This is a genomic window from Streptomyces longispororuber (assembly GCF_024448165.1).
In the GTDB taxonomy this organism is placed as follows: Bacteria; Actinomycetota; Actinomycetes; order Streptomycetales; family Streptomycetaceae; genus Streptomyces; species Streptomyces longispororuber_A.
Window position 1 is genome coordinate 1 of the sequence record NZ_JAMOLN010000194.1, and the last position, 19945, is coordinate 19945.

The following is a 19945-nucleotide window of genomic DNA, read 5'->3' on the forward strand; positions in this document are numbered from 1 at the left end:
GCGCCTGGCTCGGCCTCCTCGTCGTCGGCAGCGTCCGCGCCCCGGTCGGCCCGATGGACACCCGGATGACGCTGCGCCCCTCCCTCTCGGGCGGCACGAAGATCAACGTCTCGCCGCTCGGCGCCCTGGAACTCCGCTCCCACACCGCCCCCATCCGCCTCGACGTGGACGTCGACCAGCTCGACCCGGACCGCTCCCAGGCCCTCGTCGACCACCCGGAGCGCCTCTCGGGACTCCAGGACGAGGTCGCCCGCGACGTCGAGCACGGCACCGCCGACCTGGCCGTCCGGTCCTGCGTGGCGGTCCTCTCCGGCGCGACGGCCCTCGGCCTCGCGGTCTACCGCCGCCCGCGCCGTGCCCTGGCGGCCGGCGGCCTGGCGCTCGCCCTGCTCGCGGCGTCGGGCGCGACGGCGTACGCGACCTGGAACCCGAAGTCGGTCCTGGAGCCGAAGTTCTCCGGACTCCTCTCCTCGGCCCCCTCCGTCGTCGGCAACGCCCGCTCGATCGTCACCGAATTCGACGTCTACCAGCAGGAGTTGGCCCGCCTGGTCACCAACGTCACCAAGCTCTACGACGTGACGTCCACGCTCCCCACGTACCAGCCGGACCCCTCGACGATCCGCGTCCTGCACGTCTCGGACATCCACCTCAACCCGGCGGCCTGGAAGATCATCGCGTCGCTCGTGGAGCAGTACAAGATCTCCGTGATCGTCGACACCGGCGACACCATGGACCACGGCTCGACCGCCGAGAACGCCTTCCTCGACCCGATCCAGGACCTGGGCGCGCCCTACGTCTGGATCCGCGGCAACCACGACTCGAAGGCGACCCAGCGCTACATCTCCCGGTTCAAGAACGTCCACGTCCTCGACGACGGCCGGGCCGCCACCGTCGCGGGCCTGCGCTTCGCCGGCTCCGGCGACCCGCAGTACACCCCCGACCGCGCGACCAAGGCCATGGGCGACCCGGCCGAACGCCTCACCGGCATCCGGCTCGCCTCCGCCCTCAACGACCAGCGCACGGCCGGCACCCCGGTCGACATCGCGCTCGCCCACAACCCGGTCGCGGCCCGCGAGACGGACGGGGCGGTGCCGCTGGTGCTCGCGGGGCACATCCACCACCAGGAGATGGAGGTGCTGCCGCTCGGCACGCGGCTGCGCATCGAGGGGTCGACGGGCGGCAGCGGGCTGCGCGCGGTGGACGACGAGCACCCCGACCCGGTCGAGGCGTCCGTCCTCTACCTGGACCGCACGACCAAGCGTCTGCAGGCCTGGGACGAGATCAGACTCGGCGGTCTGGGCCTGACGAAGGCCGAGGTCAGCCGCCATCTGCCCAAGGAGAACCAACCCGGCGCGACCCCGTCGGGCAGCCCTCCCGAAGAGAGCCCGTAAACCGTTTTGGCGATAGCTCCCCGCATCCCATATGCTTCTCACGTCCCCGACGCGCTGCGAAGCGCGCAGGCGGGCCGATAGCCCTCATCGTCTAGCGGCCTAGGACGCCGCCCTTTCAAGGCGGTAGCACGGGTTCGAATCCCGTTGGGGGCACGCAAGTCCGTGTGCGACACTGTTGCACGCAACAGCTTGGTCCTGTGGAGCAGTTTGGAGTGCTCGCCACCCTGTCAAGGTGGAGGCCGCGGGTTCAAATCCCGTCAGGACCGCTGAAGTTCCTCGTGAACTTCGTGGCTGGGTAGCTCAGTTGGTACGAGCGATCGCCTGAAAAGCGATAGGTCGCCGGTTCGATCCCGGCCCCAGCCACAGGAACTAGGCCCCGTCTTCGGACGGGGCCTATTGCGTTTCCCGGGACCTCACACCGCCGCGGCGTGCAGCGGCTGGGTGCCGCGGCCGCCCGGGTGCTTGTGGCGCCAGAACCAGAACAGGGCGCACGACACCAGCGCCCAGCCGCCGAGCACCAGGAACGGGAAGGCGTGCTGGTGGCCCTGGAAGTAGACCGCCGTGTGCTGCGCGTTCACCGAGGCGCCCGGCGGCAGCCACTGGCCGATGCGGCCGATGACCGTGGGCAGCAGGGGCGGGGCGACCGCGCCGCCCGATGCCGGGTTGCCGAGCAGCACCAGCAGACCCCAGGTCGGGATCATCGCCCAGCGGTGGAAGAACGTGTTGAACATCGTGAAGACCATGCCGCAGCTGAACATCGTCAGCGCGAGGATCAGCCAGGACTCCACGAACGGCAGGTCGACCGCACCGAGCCACCAGTCGGCGACCGCCGCGATCGCGAAGCCGCCGAGCAGCGCGTAGCCGACCGTGAAGGCGATCCGCTCGGCCGGGTTCAGGCCGCGCGCGTGCACGCTCAGCTGGATCGCGCCGACGAAGCCGATGATCACGGCCGCGAGCGAGATGTAGAAGATCGTCAGGCCGCGCGGGTCGCCGCTCTGCAGCGGGTGCAGGTCCTTGACGGTCACCGGGATGCCGGTCTCCTTGCTGACCGGTGGCGCCGCCTCCGTGAAGACCTGGGCGGCGGACACCCCGGAGGCGCTGGAGACGTCGAGGTCGACGTGGGCGCCGCCGTCCCGCACGTCGAGCACGGCGAAGACCCGCTGCTCGTCGATGGCCCGGCGGGCCTCCTCCCGGGTGTCGTAGTGCTTCAGGTCGAGCTGCGCGTCCAGCGCCTTCTCCATCGCCCCGACGAAGGCGCTGCGCCGCGCGGCGTCCCGCTCGCCGGTCACGCCGGTCGGGATGTGGTGCGGCGTGGGGTTCGCCATGGAGTACGTGTACGAGGCCGCGAACAGCGCCGCGGCCGCGGCCAGGATGAACAGCAGCACGGTCGCCGGCAGGAACGGCGACTTCTTGAAGCCCGCCCACCGGTCGGCCCGGGTCGGCGGCCGGCCGTGCTCGCCGTGCGGCGGATGCGGGCGGGGCTGTTCCTCATCGGGCAACGGCGACATACCTGCACGTTAAAACACGTATAAGCCATATACATCCTGACAAAGCTCCCACCGGAGATCTCCGCAGCCAAAACCGTTCGCCACGTCTTTCCCCGAGGTGAGATCCTGGAGCACGTATGTCTACGCAGCCTGCTCCCGCCGCCGATCGGATCGCCGCCGTAGCGCGGCGCGTCTCCGAGCTGTCCCTGCGCGACGCGCACCGCCTCGGCCGCAGGCTCGAAGGAGCCCGCAAGATCCGCAAGCCGGAGGCCAGGGCCGCCGTGCTCGCCGAGATCGACGCGGAGGCCGCGAAGGCGGAGGTCCGCACGACCGCCCGGCGCGAGCGCCGCGCCTCGCTCGACGTCACGTACCCCGAGCAGCTCCCGGTCAGCCAGAAGAAGGACGAGATCGCCGACGCGATCCGCGACCACCAGGTCGTGATCGTGGCCGGTGAGACCGGCTCCGGCAAGACGACACAGATCCCGAAGATCTGTCTCGACCTCGGCCGGGGCGTGCGCGGCATGATCGGGCACACCCAGCCCCGCCGGATCGCGGCCCGCACGGTCGCCCAGCGCGTCGCCGACGAGCTGCACACGCCGCTCGGCGAAGCGGTCGGCTGGAAGGTCCGCTTCACGGACCAGGTCGACCAGGACGCGACGTTCGTGAAGCTGATGACGGACGGCATCCTGCTGGCCGAGATCCAGACGGACCGCGAGCTGCGCGCGTACGACACGATCATCATCGACGAGGCCCACGAGCGGTCCCTGAACATCGACTTCCTGCTCGGGTACCTGGCGCAGCTGCTGCCCAAGCGCCCGGACCTGAAGGTCGTCATCACGTCGGCGACCATCGACCCCGAGCGCTTCTCGCGGCACTTCGGGGACGCCCCGATCGTCGAGGTCAGCGGCCGCACGTATCCGGTGGAGGTGCGCTACCGCCCGCTCCTGGAGGAGGACGGCGACGACGCGGACCGCGACCAGATCACCGCGATCACGGACGCGGTCGAGGAGCTCCAGAAGGAAGGCCCGGGCGACGTCCTGGTCTTCCTCTCCGGCGAGCGGGAGATCCGCGACACCGCGGACGCGCTGGAGAAGAAGAAGTACCGGTTCACCGAGGTGCTGCCGCTGTACGCGCGGCTCTCGCACGCCGAGCAGCACCGGGTCTTCCAGCGGCCCGGTGCAGGAACAGTCAGACGCATCGTCCTGGCGACGAACGTGGCGGAGACCTCGCTGACCGTCCCCGGCATCAAGTACGTGATCGACCCGGGCACGGCCCGCATCTCGCGCTACTCGCACCGCACGAAGGTGCAGCGGCTGCCGATCGAGGCCATCAGCCAGGCCAGCGCCAACCAGCGCAAGGGCCGCTGCGGCCGTACGTCGGACGGCATCTGCATCCGCCTCTACTCCGAGGACGACTTCCTCGCCCGCCCGGAGTTCACGGACGCGGAGATCCTCCGGACGAACCTGGCGTCGGTCATCCTCCAGATGACGGCGGCCGGTCTCGGCGACATCGAGAAGTTCCCGTTCATCGACCCGCCGGACCACCGCAACATCCGCGACGGCGTCCAACTCCTCCAGGAACTGGGCGCGTTGGACCCGACCGAGAAGGACGCGCGCAAGCGCCTGACCCAGCAGGGCCGCAAGCTCTCCCAGCTCCCGGTCGACCCGCGCCTGGCCCGCATGGTCCTGGAGGCCGACAAGAACGGCTGCGTGCGCGAGGTCATGGTGATCGCGGCCGCCCTGTCCATCCAGGACCCGCGCGAGCGCCCCTCCGACAAGCAGCAGCAGGCCGACCAGCAGCACGCCCGCTTCAAGGACGAGACCAGCGACTTCCTGGCGTTCCTGAACCTGTGGACCTACGTCCGCGAGCAGCAGCGCGAGCTCGGCTCGTCGGCCTTCCGCCGGATGTGCAAGCGCGAGTTCCTGAACTTCCTGCGCATCCGCGAGTGGCAGGACATCTACACGCAGCTGCGCACGGTCGCCAAGCAGATGGGCATCCATCTGAACGAGGAGGACGCGCCCGGCGACTCCGTCCACGTCTCCCTCCTGTCCGGTCTGCTCTCGCACATCGGCATGAAGGACGTGAAGGAGTCCAAGGAGTCGCAGGCGAAGGACCCGAAGCAGGCGGGCCGCGACCGCGGCCGGAACGAGTACGTGGGCGCCCGCAACGCCAAGTTCGCGATCTTCCCCGGCTCGGCCCTCTTCAAGAAGCCACCGCGCTTCGTGATGTCGGCGGAGCTGGTGGAGACCTCGCGTCTTTGGGCGCGGGTGAACGCGAAGATCGAGCCCGAGTGGGTCGAGCCGCTCGCCGAGCACCTCCTCAAGCGGACGTACAGCGAGCCGCACTGGGAGAAGGACCAGGCCGCCGTGATGGCGTACGAGAAGGTGACGCTGTACGGCGTCCCGATCGTCGCCCAGCGGAAGATCAACTACGGCCGCGTCGACCCGGAGGTCTCGCGCGAGCTGTTCATCAGGAACGCGCTGGTGGAGGGCGACTGGCGCACGCACCACAAGTTCTTCGCCGACAACCGCCGGCTCCTCACCGAGGTCGAGGAGCTGGAGCACCGGGCCAGGCGCCGCGACATCGTGGTGGACGACGACACCCTCTACGACTTCTACGACCAGCGGGTCCCCGAGCACGTCGTGTCCGGGGCCCACTTCGACTCCTGGTGGAAGCAGAAGAAGCGCGAGGAGCCCGAACTCCTCGACTTCGAGCGCTCCATGCTGATCCGGGAGTCGGCCGAGGCGGTCACCAAGGCCGACTATCCGGACAACTGGCGGCAGGGCGCGCTCAAGTTCCGCGTGACCTACCAGTTCGAGCCGGGCGCGGACGCGGACGGCGTGACGGTCCACATCCCTCTCCAGGTGCTGAACCAGGTCACGGACGAGGGCTTCGACTGGCAGATCCCGGGGCTCCGGGAGGACGTGGTCGTCGAGCTGATCCGGTCCCTGCCGAAGCCGATCCGGCGCAACTACGTGCCCGCACCGAACTTCGCGAAGGCGTTCCTCGACCGGGCCGTCCCGCTCCAGGAGCCGCTGCCGACGACGCTCGCCCGCGAGCTGCAGCGGATGGTCGGCGTCCCGGTCTCACCGGACGACTTCGACCTGACCCGTGTGCCCGAGCACCTGAAGATCACCTTCCGGATCGTCGACGAGCGGCGCCGCAAGCTCGCCGAGGACAAGGACCTGGAGGCGCTGAAGCTCCGGCTGAGGCCCAAGGCGCGGCAGGCCATCTCCAAGGCGGCCGCGGCGACCGCCGAGCGTGCGGGCGGCCCCTCGGTCGAGCGCTCGGGCCTCACGGACTGGTCGATCGGCACGCTGTCGAAGGTCTTCGAGACGCGCCGGGCGGGCCAGCCGGTCAAGGCGTACCCGGCGCTCGTCGACGACGGCGACACCGTGTCCGTCCGGCTCTTCGACACCGAGGCCGAGCAGGCCGAGGCCATGTGGAAGGGCACGCGCCGGCTCATCCTGCGCACCATCCCGGTCAATCCGGCCAAGTTCGCCTCGGACAAGCTGAACAACGCGGCGAAGCTCGCCCTGTCCGCGAACCCGCACGGCTCCGTACAGGCCCTCTTCGACGACTGCGCGACGGCGGCCGCGGACAAGCTCATCGCGGACTTCGGCGGCCCGGTGTGGGACGAGGAGTCGTACCGGAAGCTCTACGAGAAGGTGCGCGCGGAGATCGTCGACACGACCGTGCACACGGTCGGCCAGGTCCAGCAGGTGCTGGCCGCGTGGCAGGCGTGCGAGCGCCGGCTGAAGTCGACGAAGAGCGTGGTGCTGCTCGCCAACCTCCAGGACGTCCGCAAGCAGTTGGACGCCCTGGTGCACCCCGGCTTCGTCACGGCCACCGGGCTGCGCCGGCTCGGCGACCTGATGCGCTACCTCGTCGCGGCCGACCGCCGGCTCCAGCAGATGCCCACCAGCGTCCAGCGGGACACGACCCGCATGGAGAAGGTCCACGAGATGCAGGACGAGTACGCGTGGCTGCTGGAGCAGCTGCCGCAGGGGCGGCCCGTGCCGCAGGAAGTGCGGGACATCCGCTGGATGATCGAGGAGCTGCGGGTCAGCTACTTCGCGCACGCGCTGGGCACCGCGTACCCCGTCTCGGACAAGCGGATCGTGAAGGCGATCGACGCCGCCGTGCCGTAATCGTCCGTGCGCCCAGAGTGAGTTCGACCGGATGGCCTGCGCTGCTGTAGAGTCCTTCTCGCAGCGCAAGGAGCAAGTAAGCGCCGCAAAACCTGGTCCTGTGGAGCAGTTTGGAGTGCTCGCCACCCTGTCAAGGTGGAGGCCGCGGGTTCAAATCCCGTCAGGACCGCAGCAGAAGAAGGCCCGCACCGAATGGTGCGGGCCTTCTTCGTGTGCCTTGACTCCGGCACACCCGCTCGGTACGCCAGAACCAGCACCCGGGGCAGGAGGCGTACGCATGACCGAACCGTCGCGACGGCACGAAACCCGAGCGCTGTTGCGCGCCCACCTCTCCGCCGCGTCCGGCTACCGACACCTCACCCGGCACTGCCCGGTCTGCCACCGACTCCTGCGGCTCGCCATGGATCCCGCCACGGAGGCGCTGGAGGACGCCCTGGAGGGCCGCGAGAGCGCCTTGGAGGGGGGCGGGGACGAAAGTCCCCCGAAGGCATGACCAAAGCCGACCCACAGGGCCCCCAACTGATGGCAGCCTGAGGAGAGTCGGAGTCTCCTCGGAGACGCCCACGCGCGCGGGCCTCCTCTAGCGCAAGGGTGTCACCTGCAACAAGCTTCGGTGCGTGTGATGGGTGTCACCGAACTAGTTTTGGAAACACCGTTTCTTACACCCCTCCTACAACTCCTCAATTTAATATGTGCAATTGCACTACCCGCACAGCTGTCTGCCAGAGACCGACCAAGGTCCAACAAGGGCACCCACAGACACCCGGCGGACCCCGCCCCGCGCGCACAAAAAAGATCGCGCTGGACCCGGCGGAGTCCAGCGCGATCGACGACGCACCCGTGATGCAGTTGAGATGACGCTTCGGTGGGTTCTTCGTGAGAAGCGGTCCCGTTGGGGCGGGACCCGCGTCGTGTGGAGCTATGGGGTGGGCGCGGTACGGGTTGGGGGACCCGGAACGCCCGGTATTGCTGCGCTATGCGGTGCCTCAGGCCTCGCTGCGCTGCTGAGGGATACCCGCCAGCAGTGCGCGGACCTCGGCCTCGCGGTAACGGCGGTGCCCGCCGAGCGTTCGAATCGACGTGAGCTTGCCAGCCTTCGCCCAGCGCGTGACCGTCTTGGGGTCGACGCGGAACATCGTGGCGACCTCAGCGGGGGTCAGCAGCGGCTCGGCATCAGGGGTGCGAGCGGTCATGAGCGGCCTCCTCGGGAGAACCGAACCTTCTCGGTTCTTTCCTTTAAATTCTGCACCTTGACCCGCGTTGCCCGATATGGCGGACACGGGTCGAGTCGGTTATAGGACGAACGGCTTGTCCTCGGCACTACAACTACACCATCCGTCCAGCCGCGTCGGCCAAACCGATGGAATTGCCCTCCCAGGTGTTCATCAGCGACGGAAGCCGATGGACCATGCCATAGCGGACAGTCACGCCACAGTGACGATCAGTCACAGAGCGATCAGGAGTCGTCAGACCCCCCAGCGACAGTGCAATGCTGAGTAATCCATCCATGGTTGGACTTAGTTGGATGGATGGAGCCCTCCCCGGGCTCCTTGTCCTATTTTGGCATGAGGGGGGGTGTTGGGCGCAAGGGCCCAGTAAGTGCGGTCCGTCACGCTTGAGGCAAACGCCCGGATCAGGACGTAGGTCCCTAAGAGCCGGACGAGCGCCGTCAGTTGGCGAACTGACGGTCCCGCACCGCACGCCAGCGTCGCACGAGTCGCGCGTACGCCTCCCCCGCGTCGCTCCCGTTCCCGGAGCGCAGCGCCGCGATGCCCTCGGCGACGTCCGCCGCCGAGTGGTCCTCGTCGAGGAGGTCGGCCGGCAGGGCGTGCACGAGCCCGCCGTAGTCGAGCTCGACGTACGAGCGCGGGTGGAACTCCTCCAGCCAGCGCCCCACGTCCACCAGGCCGTCGATCAGCGGCCCCTCGTCGATCGCGTCCCTGAGCGCCTTCAGCCCGCGCGCCACCCGCCGCCTCGCCTGCACCATGGGCGTCCGGTAGCGCAGGAACGGCCCGTCGTCGCCCTTGCGCTCGTACTCCCGCTCCTCGTCCGCGACCAGCACGAACCAGTTCAGCGGCACCTGCCACGTCGACGTGCGGATCCAGGGCCGCGCGTCCGGGTTCCGCTCCAGCCAGCGCTCGTAGTCGCCGGCCGCCTGCCGGCGCACCACCGGGGGCAGCACGGCGTCCAGGAGCGGGGCGGGCAGCAAGCCCGGCAACTCGTCCAGGGCCTGCCAGCCGCGCAGCCGGGTGCGCCACGGGCACACGCAGAGCACCCCGTCGGCCTCGATCACGAAAGCGTCGTCGCTCTCGTGCACCGGCACGGGGACCGGCGGCGTGGGCAGCAGATCGGACAGCGAACGGCGCAGCTCGTCCTGGTAGGAGGGACGCCTGCGCCGCTTCGCGTAGCGCTCCCAGTGGCCGCGCTCGGGCTGCGGGAAGGCTGCGAGGGGTTCATAGACGCGCAGATACGCCGCGTACGGGACGGTCACCGACGACACCTTGGGCACGGCTGCTCCCTCCCCCGCCCGTCGGCCGGAAAACACTGCAAATCGTCGCACGGCAGGACGCGGCGGGATTCGACCGTACTTCCGGCGGCGGTCGACGCGAGAGAGTGATCCTCGGCACTGCGGCCATGGCGGGCGCGCTCAGGCTCTAATCTTCTGCCGCACGCACCAGACGGGCGTCCCGCCACCCGCACGGGATCCGCCCCAACCGCCGCTATGTACTTGGGAGTCACCACAGTGACCGATGTGACCGGCGATTCTGTCCGCACCCCGGACGTCCTGCACACCCTCTTCCACTCGGATCAGGGGGGCCACGAGCAGGTCGTCCTCTGCCAGGACCGCGCCAGCGGCCTCAAGGCCGTCATCGCCCTCCACAGCACCGCCCTGGGCCCGGCCCTCGGCGGCACCCGCTTCTACCCGTACGCCTCCGAGGAGGAGGCCGTCGCCGACGCCCTGAACCTCGCCCGTGGCATGTCGTACAAGAACGCCATGGCCGGCCTCGACCACGGCGGCGGCAAGGCCGTCATCATCGGCGACCCGGCCGTCGTCAAGACCGAGCAACTGCTGCTCGCCTACGGCCGGTTCGTGGCCTCGCTCGGCGGGCGCTACGTGACGGCGTGCGACGTCGGCACGTACGTCGCCGACATGGACGTGGTGGCGCGCGAGTGCCGCTGGACCACCGGGCGCTCCCCCGAGAACGGCGGGGCGGGCGACTCCTCCGTGCTGACCGCCTTCGGCGTCTTCCAGGGCATGCGGGCCAGCGCCCAGCACCTGTGGGGCGACCCGACGCTGCGCGGCCGCAAGGTCGGCATCGCGGGCGTCGGCAAGGTCGGCCACCACCTCGTGGAGCACCTGCTCGCGGACGGGGCCGAGGTCGTCGTCACCGACGTCCGGGCGGAGTCGGTGCGGCGGATCACCGACCAGCACCCCGAGGTCGCCGTCGTGGCCGACACGGAGGCGCTGATCCGGGTGGAGGGTCTCGACATCTACGCCCCCTGCGCCCTCGGCGGCGCCCTGAACGACGACTCCGTTCCCGTTCTGACCGCGAAGGTGGTGTGCGGCGCGGCCAACAACCAGCTCGCCCACCCGGGCGTGGAGAAGGACCTCGCGGACCGCGGGATCCTGTACGCACCCGACTACGTGGTCAACGCGGGCGGGGTCATCCAGGTCGCCGACGAGCTGCACGGCTTCGACTTCGACCGGTGCAAGGAGAAGGCCGCGAAGATCTTCGACACCACGCTCGGAATCTTCGCTCGCGCAAAGGCGGATGGGATTCCGCCGGCCGCCGCGGCCGACCGGATCGCCGAGCAGCGGATCGCGGAGGCACGCTCGCGGCACTGATCGCGTCCATGGCGAGACGAGAGTCACGCCCCTCGGCGGGTCGTCCGCCAAGAAGAGGTTAAAATCGCAGCTGACCAGCGAGGACGGGGCTCCTGGCTGGTCCTGCGCCCAGGCGCGTCCTGCGGGCGACGTACCGTATGGGCGTGGGCTCAGGTACCGTGGAAGCCCTACGGACCGGTCTCTCTGCGGAGAGTCCGTTCTAGATCATGAACGCGTGTCAAGACTCTGGGGCCGTCGAGCCCCGTATCCGAGGGGGTCGAGCCATGGGGCGCGGCCGGGCAAAGGCCAAGCAGACGAAGGTCGCCCGCCAGCTGAAGTACAGCAGCGGCGGGACTGACCTGTCGCGTCTGGCCAATGAGCTGGGCGCATCGACGTCGAATCCTGTATCGAATCAGCCGCCGAACGGCGAGCCTTTCGAGGACGACGACGAGGAAGACGACCCGTACGCCCGCTATGCGGATCTGTACGACGCCGACGAGGAAGACGAGGACTCAGACGAGTCCGGTCCGTCGTCCCAGCGCCGCGGCGCTTGACCTCGTAACACTTCCAGCGACACATAACTGCTGCACTTCACCCGGTCCGGGGTGGTCACACGCCGGACCGGGTTTTGTGCTGTTCTCACAAGGGCCCCGCGGGGACTACTTCGCGTAGTCCCCGGTGAGCTCGGCGCCCGTGGCGTGGTCACCGCGGTCGGTGATCTCGCCGGCCACCCAGGACTCCACGCCGCGGTCGGCGAGGGTCGCGAGGGCGACGTCGACGGACTCCTGCGGCACGATCGCCATCATGCCGACGCCCATGTTCAGCGTCTTCTCGAGCTCCAGGCGCTCGACCGAGCCGGCCTTGCCGACGAGGTCGAAGATCGCGCCGGGGGCCCACGTGGAGCGGTCCACGGTGGCGTGCAGGCCGTCGGGGATCACACGCGCCAGGTTCGCCGCGAGGCCGCCGCCGGTGATGTGGCTGTAGGCGTGGACCTGTGTGGTGCTGGTGAGCGACAGGCAGTCCAGCGAGTAGATCTTGGTGGGCTCCAGGAGCTCCTCGCCCAGCGTGCGGCCCAGCTCGTCGACCTGCTGGTCGAGAGCCATGCCCGCGCGGTCGAAGAGGACGTGGCGGACCAGCGAGTACCCGTTGGAGTGAAGACCCGACGACGCCATGGCGATCACCGCGTCACCCTTACGGATACGGTCCGGGCCCAGCAGGTTGTCGTACTCGACGACCCCCGTGCCGGCACCCGCGACGTCGAAGTCGTCCGGGCCCAGCAGGCCCGGGTGCTCCGCCGTCTCGCCGCCGACCAGGGCGCAGCCGGCGAGCACACAGCCCTCGGCGATGCCCTTCACGATGGCGGCGACACGCTCCGGGTGGACCTTGCCGACGCAGATGTAGTCGGTCATGAACAGCGGCTCGGCACCGCACACGACGATGTCGTCCATGACCATCGCGACGAGGTCGTGGCCGATCGTGTCGTAGACGCCCAGCTGCCGCGCGATGTCGACCTTCGTGCCGACACCGTCGGTCGCGGAGGCCAGGAGCGGACGCTCGTACTTCTTCAGGGCGGAGGCGTCGAAGAGGCCGGCGAAACCGCCGAGGCCACCGAGGACCTCGGGGCGCTGCGTCTTCTTCACCCACTCCTTCATCAGCTCTACGGCGCGGTCGCCGGCTTCGATGTCGACGCCCGCGGACGCGTAGCTGGCACCAGTCTCAGACATTGCCTGGGATCTTTCGGGTTGGTGAATACGAGAACTAGGACGTCTACGGGCGACGGATCGCGTCGGCCGCAGCCGTGGCGGCGGGTCCCGCGGCCAGTTCCGTCTCCAGGAGCTGCTTGCCGAGCAGCTCGGGGTCGGGGAGGTCCATCGGGTACTCGCCGTCGAAGCAGGCGCGGCAGAGATTCGGCTTGGCGATGGTGGTCGCCTCGATCATGCCGTCGATGGAGATGTACGAGAGGGAGTCCGCGCCCAGCGACGTGCCGATCTCCTCGACCGTCATGCCGTTGGCGATGAGCTCGGCGCGGGTCGCGAAGTCGATGCCGAAGAAGCAGGGCCACTTCACGGGCGGCGACGAGATCCGGATGTGGACCTCGGCCGCGCCCGCCTCGCGGAGCATGCGGACCAGGGCGCGCTGCGTGTTGCCGCGGACGATCGAGTCGTCGACGACCACGAGCTTCTTGCCCTTGATGACTTCCTTGAGGGGGTTCAGCTTCAGACGGATGCCGAGCTGGCGGATCGTCTGGGACGGCTGGATGAAGGTGCGCCCGACGTAGGCGTTCTTCACCAGTCCCGCGCCGAACGGGATGCCGGAGGCCTCCGCGTAACCGATCGCGGCCGGAGTGCCCGATTCCGGCGTCGCTATGACGAGATCGGCCTCGACCGGAGCTTCCTTGGCGAGCTTGCGGCCCATCTCCACACGCGAGAGATAGACGTTCCGGCCCGCGATGTCCGTGTCGGGACGGGCCAGATAGACGTACTCGAAGACACAGCCCTTGGGCTTTGCTTCAGCGAAGCGAGAGGTGCGCAGGCCGTTCTCGTCGATGGCGACGAACTCGCCCGGCTCGATCTCGCGGACGTAGCTGGCACCGCAGATGTCGAGTGCGGCGGACTCGGAGGCGACCACCCAGCCGCGCTCCAGCCGGCCGAGGACCAGCGGGCGGATGCCCTGCGGGTCGCGGGCGGCGTACAGGGTGTGCTCGTCCATGAAGACCAGCGAGAAGGCGCCCTGGACCTGAGGCAGCACCTTGGCGGCCGCCTCTTCGATGGTCAGCGGCTTGCCGTCGTCGTCGACCTGGCCCGCGAGCAGCGCGGTGACGAGGTCGGTGTCGTTCGTGGCCGCCACCTGCGTGGCGCGGCCGTTCTCCTTGGGGAGTTCGGCGACCATCTCGGCGAGCTGCGCCGTGTTGACCAGGTTGCCGTTGTGGCCGAGCGCGATCGAACCGTGCGCCGTGGCACGGAACGTCGGCTGGGCGTTCTCCCACACGGAGGCCCCGGTGGTCGAGTAGCGGGCGTGACCGACCGCGATATGACCTTGGAGCGAACCTAGGGAAGTCTCGTCGAAGACCTGGGACACGAGGCCCATGTCCTTGAAGACGAGGATCTGGGAGCCGTTGCTGACCGCGATTCCCGCGGATTCCTGACCCCGATGTTGGAGGGCGTAGAGCCCGAAGTACGTGAGCTTTGCGACCTCTTCGCCCGGAGCCCAGACACCGAAGACGCCACAAGCGTCCTGGGGGCCTTTCTCGCCGGGGAGCAGATCGTGATTGAGTCGACCGTCACCACGTGGCACGCCACCGAGTGTAGACGGGATCGACCACTGGTCCGAATTGGGGATACGGCCTCGTCACGTTGACGGACCCCGTCCGGACCCCCGTACGAACGGGCGGACGCGCGTAGCTCCGCCGTCGTCCGGCCGCACCGAGTGTGACGGAACTCGCTGCCGCGGGCCCGTGGCGGCGTCCGGAGTACGGACCGGGCGTTGACAGGTGTACGTCAGAGTCGGCAAGGTCCTCGATCATGCAGCCACTCCGTGACCGTGCGGTCACCCTTGTGGAGCGCCGCCACGTCGACCTGGTCCGTGTCGCGAGCGCGATCTGTCGTTGCGCCTGATCCCTGATCTCCCCCGGGCCGTGCCGGCTCCCTGACGCCGGCTCCGGCCGGCACCCGTCCGTCCGGATTCCTCTCTCCCGGCCCGGGCCTCCCCGTCACGGCCCCCTGGGCCGTTCCTCTCGCTCGCGCCGTGCCCCGTGCCCGCGCGACCGAGCCGCGCATCGACACCCGACACCTGGAGACCTCATGTCCCCGCACGCCTCTGACCTGTCCCGCCGCACCCTCGGCGGGGCCGCCGTCGCCGCCCTCGGCGTCGCCGCCACGACCTCGGGAACCGGAACCGCCCGGGCGGCCACCTCGCGCGAGACGCCCTTCCGGGCCGCGGCCGACCGCAGGTCACGACGGCCCAACATCCTGTTCATCCTGGGCGACGACCTGGGCTGGGCCGACCTCTCCTCGTACGGCGCCCCGCACATCAAGACCCCGAACCTGGACCGGCTCGCCCGGCAGGGCGTCCGGTTCACCGATGCCTACAGCGGCTCCGCGACCTGCTCGCCGACCCGGTTCAGCCTCTACACGGGCCGCTATCCCGGGCGGACGAAGGGCGGACTCGCCGAGCCGATAGCCGACCGGTCCGTCGGGCTCGACCCGAACCACCCGACGCTCGCCTCACTGCTGCGCGGCGCGGGCTACTCGACCGCGCTCATCGGCAAGTGGCACTGCGGCTACCTCCCTGACTACTCGCCGACCCGGTCCGGCTGGGACGAGTTCTTCGGGAACTTCGGCGGGGCCCTGGAGTACTACTCGAAGCTGGGGCTCGGTGGGGAGTACGACCTCTTCGAGGGCGACGCCGAGTACAAGGACCTGCGGTACTACACGCGGATCGTGACCGAGCGGGCGAGCGCGTACGTGCGCCGGGACCACGGCGACAAGCCGTGGCTGCTCAACCTCAACTTCACCACCCCGCACTGGCCGTGGATCGCCGACGGGGACGAGGAGGCGAGCGCCGAGGTCGCCCGGCGGATCAGGGCCGGGGACCGGCGGGCCCTCTTCCACGACGACGGCGGCTCCGTCGAGAAGTACACGGAGATGGTGCAGGACCTGGACCGGTCGGTCGGGCAGGTGCTGAAGGCGCTGAAGGAGTCGGGGCAGGAGCAGGACACGCTCGTCTTCTTCGCCTCGGACAACGGCGGTGAGCGCTTCTCCTACAACTGGCCGCTGTCCGGCAACAAGGCGTCCCTGCAGGAGGGCGGCATCCGCGTCCCGACGATCGTGCGCTGGCCGGCCCGGCTGCGCGGCGGTCAGGTCAGCCACGAGCCCGTGTTCACGCCCGACTGGACGGCGACGCTCCTGGAGGTCGGCGGGGCCAGGCCCGACCGGGCGTATCCGCTCGACGGCACCAGCCTCGCCGGGTACCTGCTGCGCGGCGAGGAGCTGCCGGCCGGGCGCGAGCTGTTCTGGCGGGTGCGCGGGGAGCGGGCCGTGCGGCGCGGGAAGTGGAAGTACTACCGCGGCAAGGGCGGCGCCGACCAGCTCTTCGACCTCACGGCCGACCGGCGCGAGCAGGCGGACCGGGCGGCCGACGAGCCGGAGCTGCTGGCCGAGCTGAAGGCGGTGTGGGAGAGGACGGACGCGACGCTTCTCCCGTATCCGGTCTGAGGCTCCGCCGGGGGGCCGTCAGTCGGTGGTGGCGGTGAGGCCGATGCCGGTGCCGTCGGGTGCGTTCAGGGTGAGGGCGTCGCCCTGGATGTCGTAGCTCGCCTTGCCTTCGAGGACGTTGCGCATCGTCTTCTCGACCTCCGCCGCCGGGCCGAAGCAGCCCATCTTGGTGCCGGCGAGCGGGCCGAAGGCGATGTGGCCGTCCGCGACCTTCGCCGCGGCGCGGGCGCTGTTGCAGCCGAGGCGGGCGCTGACGTGACCGTCCTTGCCGAAGACGAGCCGGGCCCTGCCCTGCGCCGCCTTCGGCACGGACTGCGCGACGTCGTCGCTGTAGACGGTCGTGAGCTCCCACTTCGTGCCGGTGAGCGCGGCGTCGCGGCGCTCGCCCTTGGTGAGCGTGACCGTGTCGCCGTTGGCGCGGGTGAGGGTGAGGCGGTCGTCGTCGCCCGTGGCCTTGACCGTGTTCCGGTCGGCGAGGGCGCGGGCGAGGGACTTCTCGAAGGCGCGCACCTTCTTGTCGGTGCACTGCATCATCGTGGTCGCCGCCCTGCCCAGGTCGACGCTGTCGTCGGTGACCCGGGCCTCGGCGTCGAAGTGGTTGCAGCCGTAGTCGCCGCGGACGCGCTCGTCCGAGACGAACTCCAGGTACGCGCCGCCGGGCGCCCTGGTCGTCCGCCCGTCCACCGTCATGCTGTCCACGCTCCAGTGGACTCCGGTGACCGGGGCCCCGCCGACCTCGACGGTGCCGGGGGCCTTCTCGTTTCCGCAGGCCGTGACCGTGGCGAGGGCCGCCAGGGGCAGGGCTGCGGCGACTGTGGATCGGGTGCCGCGGGTGCCGCGTCGCATGAACATGCCGATGGGACGGGACGGCCCCCTCGATCGGTTCCGTCCCGCCGCTCGCTTCACGCCATGATCGGCAACAGGGCCGCCAGATCGGCCCGTTCACCGCTGGCGCTGACCAGTGCGTCGTCGACCGCCAACCGCCAGCCGGTCCGTCCCGTGGCCAGCCGGATCCAGGTCAGCGGGTCCGTCTCCACCACGTTCGGCGGGGTGCCCCGGGTGTGCCGGGGGCCCTCGACGCACTGCACGACGGCGAACGGCGGGATCCGCACCTCGGTGGAGGCGCCGGGCGCCTTGGCGGCGAGCGCGTCGGCGAGGAACCGGGTCGCCGCGGCCAGCAGCTGCCGCTCGACGGGCAGCGCAAGGTCGGGCAGCGCGTCGTTCAGGTCGTCGGTGTGGACGGCGAGTTCGACGGCGCGGGTGACGAGGACGTCGGTGAGGGTCATCGTCCCGACCCGGTGGACGAGGGGCCGGCCGCCGTCGACGCCGGCGGGCAGGTACCTGTCGAGGCCCTCGGTGACCTCGGCGTACAGCTCGCTGAGCGGCGCGCCGGCCGCCAGCTCCTGCACGCCGACGGCGACGGCCGGGGCGGCGGGCGCGGTCAGGGACGGATAGTCCATCAGCGCCAGGTCGGCCGCGGGCGGCGCGGGCTTGGCGAGGCCCCGCGGCAGCATGCCGACGGCCATGGTGAAGTGCGCGGCGAGCTCCCGCACCGTCCAGTCGCCGAGCCGGGTCGGCGCGGCGAGCTGCTCGGGCGTGAGGCCCTCGACGGCCTTGCGCACGGCGGCGAACTGGGTGATGACGGCGATCCGGAGCTTCTCCGGATCGTAGGAGCGCGGGCGCTTCCTGGATGTCTTCGGCGAGGCCATGACCGCGACCCTACGCCCGCACAGCGAAGTCGCTCAGGCCCTTTTCGACCAGCGCGAACGCCCGCTCGGCGCGCTCGGCGGCGTCCGCCGCGACCGCGGCCGGGGCCTCCCCCGCCAGGATCCGCCGGTGGTGCTCGCTCATCAGCGCGCTCACCACTCCGGACAGCTGGGCCGCGGCGACGGCGGAGAGCAGTCCGTCGCCGGTCTCCTCGGTGAGCACCTGCGCGGCGGCCAGCTCGCCGCGCACCGACCACAGCAGGGCGCGGCGGGCCAACGCCGGGGTGCGGTTGATCAGTTGGATCAGCGCCAGCTCGTTGCCCTGTTCGCTCAGGCCGATCGACGGGTCCCGCTCGGCGATCTTGCGCAGCACCATCGCGCGGGTGGCGTCGACCGCTGAACTTCCGGGCGCGCGCTCCCCGATGGCCCGCGCGAGGTCTTCGACGTGCTCCTCCATGGGGCCCATCAGGAGGTCTTCCTTGGTCTTGAAGTAGTTGAAGACCGTCATCTTCGAGACCTCGGCGGCCTCCGCGATCTGCGCGACGGAGACCTGGTCGTAGCCGTGCTCCAGGAACAGGTCGACGGCCGTGCGCCACACCTTGATCGCCGTCTGCTTCTTCTTCCGCTCGCGCAGCCCGAGCCCGTCGTCAGCCATGCGGATACTGTACCAAGATGAAGTTTGATCCCGGATGAATTATTGACCCGGTATATTTTCTCGGGCATGGTGAGCCGCATGCCTCCTTCCACGGATTCCACGCCGTCCGCACGGTCCGCGCCGTCCGCCCCGTCCATGAGTGCGGCTCAGCGCAAGATCGGCATGTTCGTCTGCCTGTTCACGATCGTCCTGGCCGTCCTGGATCTGCAGATCGTCTCGGCGGCGACGGTGCCGATCGTCCGCGACCTGGACCCCGTCCACGGAATCGACCAGTTCCCCTGGCTGATCAGTGCGTTCGCCCTCGCGTCGGCCGCGATGCTGCCGCTGTACGGCAAGCTCTGCGACACCCTCGGCGCCCAGCGCGTCTTCCTCGGCGCCGTCGCCACCTTCCTCCTCGGCTCCGCCCTGTGCGGCGCCGCACAGTCGATGACCTGGCTGATCGCGGCCCGCGCCGTGCAGGGCCTGGGCGGCGGCGGCCTGATGAGCATCACGATGGTGGTGATCGCCCACCTCAAGGACCCCGACGACGAGGCGGGCGGCGGCGGACGGTCCGGCGGCGGGCTCGGCGGCATCGTCGCGGGCGGCGGCATGGCGCTCGGCCCCTGGCTGGGCGGCATCCTCTCCGACCACGCCAGCTGGCGCTGGATCTTCTACGTGAACCTGCCGCTCGGCCTCGCCGTCCTCGCCGCAGGCGCCGCCGTCCTGAAGCTGCCCGACCACCCGGTGCGCCGCCCGCTCGACTGGGCGGGCGCGGGCCTGGCCGCCGCCTTCTCCACGGCGCTGCTGCTGGCCACGGACTGGGGCGGCAAGAAGTACGCCTGGTCGTCCCCGGAGATCATCGGCCTCCTGTGCGCGGCCGTGGCGGCACTCGCCCTGTTCCTGTGGCGCCAGAACCGCGCCGCCGAACCGGTCCTCCCCCTCTCGCTCTTCCGCATCCCCGAACTGCGCTGGGGCTTCGTCGTGCAGGGCATCACCGGCGCCGCGATGATGTGCGCGATCTACTACGTCCTCGTCTACCTCCAGGTGGTGCGCGGCCTGAGCAGCTCCGCCGCCGGTCTGTTCCTGCTGCCGATGGCGGTCGGGATGACGGGGGTCGGGATCCTCGCGGGACGGCTCGGCTGGTCGGCCCGGACCTTCACGCTCACCGGCACCCTGACCATGACGGCGGTCTTCGTCCTCCTCGCGGCGACCGTCCGCCCGGACACCTCGCTGTGGCTGATCCGCGCCGAACTCCTGCTGGCCGGCGCCGGGTTCGGCCAGCTCGTCGGGCAGCTGATCCAGCTGGTGCAGGAGGCGGCGCCGCGGCCCCTGCTCGGCGTGGCGACGACGAGCATCCGCTTCTTCCAGACCCTCGGCAACGCGCTGGGCGCGGCCCTCTTCGGCACCGTCCTGTTCCGCCTGTTCCACGGGGACGTGAACACGATCCCCACCCTCGGCGCCGCCCAGCACGCCGCGGCGGTACGGGACTTCGTGCACGCCACCGACACCGTGTTCTGGTGCGGGGCGGCGGTGATGC

General features: G+C 70.1%; 16 protein-coding genes and 4 tRNA genes. 12 read left to right on the forward strand and 8 right to left on the reverse strand.

The window, feature by feature from the left end:
- From M4J07_RS37610 to M4J07_RS37625, 4 genes are all read left to right on the forward strand, one after another.
- On the forward strand, window positions 1-1391 hold a 1391-nt coding region (locus M4J07_RS37610), incomplete at its 5' end, for a metallophosphoesterase family protein (protein ID WP_255979782.1).
- An 80-nt stretch (window positions 1392-1471) separates the two neighbouring features.
- Window positions 1472-1544: transfer RNA gene (locus tag M4J07_RS37615), tRNA-Glu, on the forward strand.
- A gap of 38 nt (window positions 1545-1582) precedes the next feature.
- Window positions 1583-1657 (forward strand) — tRNA-Asp (locus M4J07_RS37620).
- Between the two features lie 23 nt (window positions 1658-1680).
- Window positions 1681-1754: transfer RNA gene (locus M4J07_RS37625), tRNA-Phe, on the forward strand.
- 50 nt (window positions 1755-1804) lie between these two features.
- Here the strand turns inward: M4J07_RS37625 and M4J07_RS37630 are convergent.
- Window positions 1805-2899 (reverse strand): ABC transporter permease, encoded by a 1095-nt coding sequence (locus tag M4J07_RS37630; RefSeq protein ID WP_255979784.1) that lies wholly within the window; start codon window positions 2897-2899, stop codon window positions 1805-1807.
- A gap of 116 nt (window positions 2900-3015) precedes the next feature.
- Here M4J07_RS37630 and hrpA point away from each other — a divergent pair, with 116 nt between their 5' ends.
- The 3 genes from hrpA to M4J07_RS37645 all read left to right on the forward strand — a co-directional run bounded on the left by hrpA (window position 3016) and on the right by M4J07_RS37645 (window position 7522).
- Window positions 3016-7029: an ATP-dependent RNA helicase HrpA gene (gene hrpA / locus M4J07_RS37635; RefSeq protein WP_255979786.1), complete on the forward strand. Its 4014-nt coding sequence runs from the start codon at window positions 3016-3018 to the stop codon at window positions 7027-7029.
- A 94-nt stretch (window positions 7030-7123) separates the two neighbouring features.
- Window positions 7124-7198, forward strand: a tRNA-Asp gene (locus M4J07_RS37640).
- A gap of 108 nt (window positions 7199-7306) precedes the next feature.
- The gene (locus tag M4J07_RS37645) at window positions 7307-7522 is read left to right on the forward strand and encodes a DUF6274 family protein (protein WP_255979788.1); all 216 of its coding nucleotides are present in this window, start codon (window positions 7307-7309) and stop codon (window positions 7520-7522) included.
- 493 nt (window positions 7523-8015) lie between these two features.
- On the opposite strand, the gene bldC is transcribed toward M4J07_RS37645, so the two are convergent.
- A complete protein-coding gene (bldC, locus tag M4J07_RS37650; RefSeq protein ID WP_003949541.1) occupies window positions 8016-8222 on the reverse strand; it encodes a developmental transcriptional regulator BldC in 207 nt (68 codons plus the stop codon).
- 476 nt (window positions 8223-8698) lie between these two features.
- A complete protein-coding gene (locus M4J07_RS37655) occupies window positions 8699-9538 on the reverse strand; it encodes a hypothetical protein (protein WP_255979790.1) in 840 nt (279 codons plus the stop codon).
- Between the two features lie 234 nt (window positions 9539-9772).
- Here M4J07_RS37655 and M4J07_RS37660 point away from each other — a divergent pair, with 234 nt between their 5' ends.
- Both M4J07_RS37660 and M4J07_RS37665 read left to right on the forward strand, forming a co-directional pair.
- Window positions 9773-10876 carry a Leu/Phe/Val dehydrogenase gene (locus tag M4J07_RS37660; protein WP_255979793.1) on the forward strand — a complete coding sequence of 368 codons (1104 nt, stop codon included), beginning with the start codon at window positions 9773-9775 and terminating at the stop codon, window positions 10874-10876.
- Window positions 10877-11139: 263 nt separating this feature from the next.
- Window positions 11140-11409, forward strand: coding sequence for a DUF3073 domain-containing protein (locus M4J07_RS37665; protein ID WP_255979795.1), 270 nt, complete (start codon window positions 11140-11142; stop codon window positions 11407-11409).
- Between the two features lie 105 nt (window positions 11410-11514).
- Here M4J07_RS37665 and purM read toward each other — a convergent pair whose 3' ends face one another.
- Both purM and purF read right to left on the reverse strand, forming a co-directional pair.
- Entirely contained in the window at window positions 11515-12579 is a 1065-nt protein-coding gene (gene purM / locus M4J07_RS37670) for a phosphoribosylformylglycinamidine cyclo-ligase (protein WP_255979797.1), read from the reverse strand.
- A 43-nt stretch (window positions 12580-12622) separates the two neighbouring features.
- Complete coding sequence (gene purF, locus M4J07_RS37675; RefSeq protein WP_255979799.1) at window positions 12623-14149, reverse strand: amidophosphoribosyltransferase; 1527 nt, start codon at window positions 14147-14149, stop codon at window positions 12623-12625.
- A 227-nt stretch (window positions 14150-14376) separates the two neighbouring features.
- Between purF and M4J07_RS48575 the strand changes: the two genes are divergently transcribed.
- Window positions 14377-14469, forward strand: coding sequence for a putative leader peptide (locus M4J07_RS48575; protein WP_372344250.1), 93 nt, complete (start codon window positions 14377-14379; stop codon window positions 14467-14469).
- Between the two features lie 186 nt (window positions 14470-14655).
- Window positions 14656-16068, forward strand: coding sequence for a sulfatase family protein (locus tag M4J07_RS37680; protein WP_255979801.1), 1413 nt, complete (start codon window positions 14656-14658; stop codon window positions 16066-16068).
- An 18-nt stretch (window positions 16069-16086) separates the two neighbouring features.
- On the opposite strand, the gene M4J07_RS37685 is transcribed toward M4J07_RS37680, so the two are convergent.
- The 3 genes from M4J07_RS37685 to M4J07_RS37695 are packed head-to-tail and all read right to left on the reverse strand — an operon-like array spanning window position 16087 to window position 18429.
- Entirely contained in the window at window positions 16087-16914 is an 828-nt protein-coding gene (locus M4J07_RS37685; protein ID WP_255979803.1) for an META domain-containing protein, read from the reverse strand.
- A 56-nt stretch (window positions 16915-16970) separates the two neighbouring features.
- Window positions 16971-17777, reverse strand: a complete 807-nt coding sequence (locus tag M4J07_RS37690) for a maleylpyruvate isomerase family mycothiol-dependent enzyme (RefSeq protein WP_255979805.1) — start codon at window positions 17775-17777, stop codon at window positions 16971-16973.
- A gap of 10 nt (window positions 17778-17787) precedes the next feature.
- The gene (locus tag M4J07_RS37695; protein ID WP_255979807.1) at window positions 17788-18429 is read right to left on the reverse strand and encodes a TetR/AcrR family transcriptional regulator; all 642 of its coding nucleotides are present in this window, start codon (window positions 18427-18429) and stop codon (window positions 17788-17790) included.
- A gap of 135 nt (window positions 18430-18564) precedes the next feature.
- Between M4J07_RS37695 and M4J07_RS37700 the strand changes: the two genes are divergently transcribed.
- Window positions 18565-19945, forward strand: a 1381-nt coding sequence (locus tag M4J07_RS37700; protein WP_255979809.1) for an MFS transporter, incomplete at its 3' end; no start/stop codon positions are given.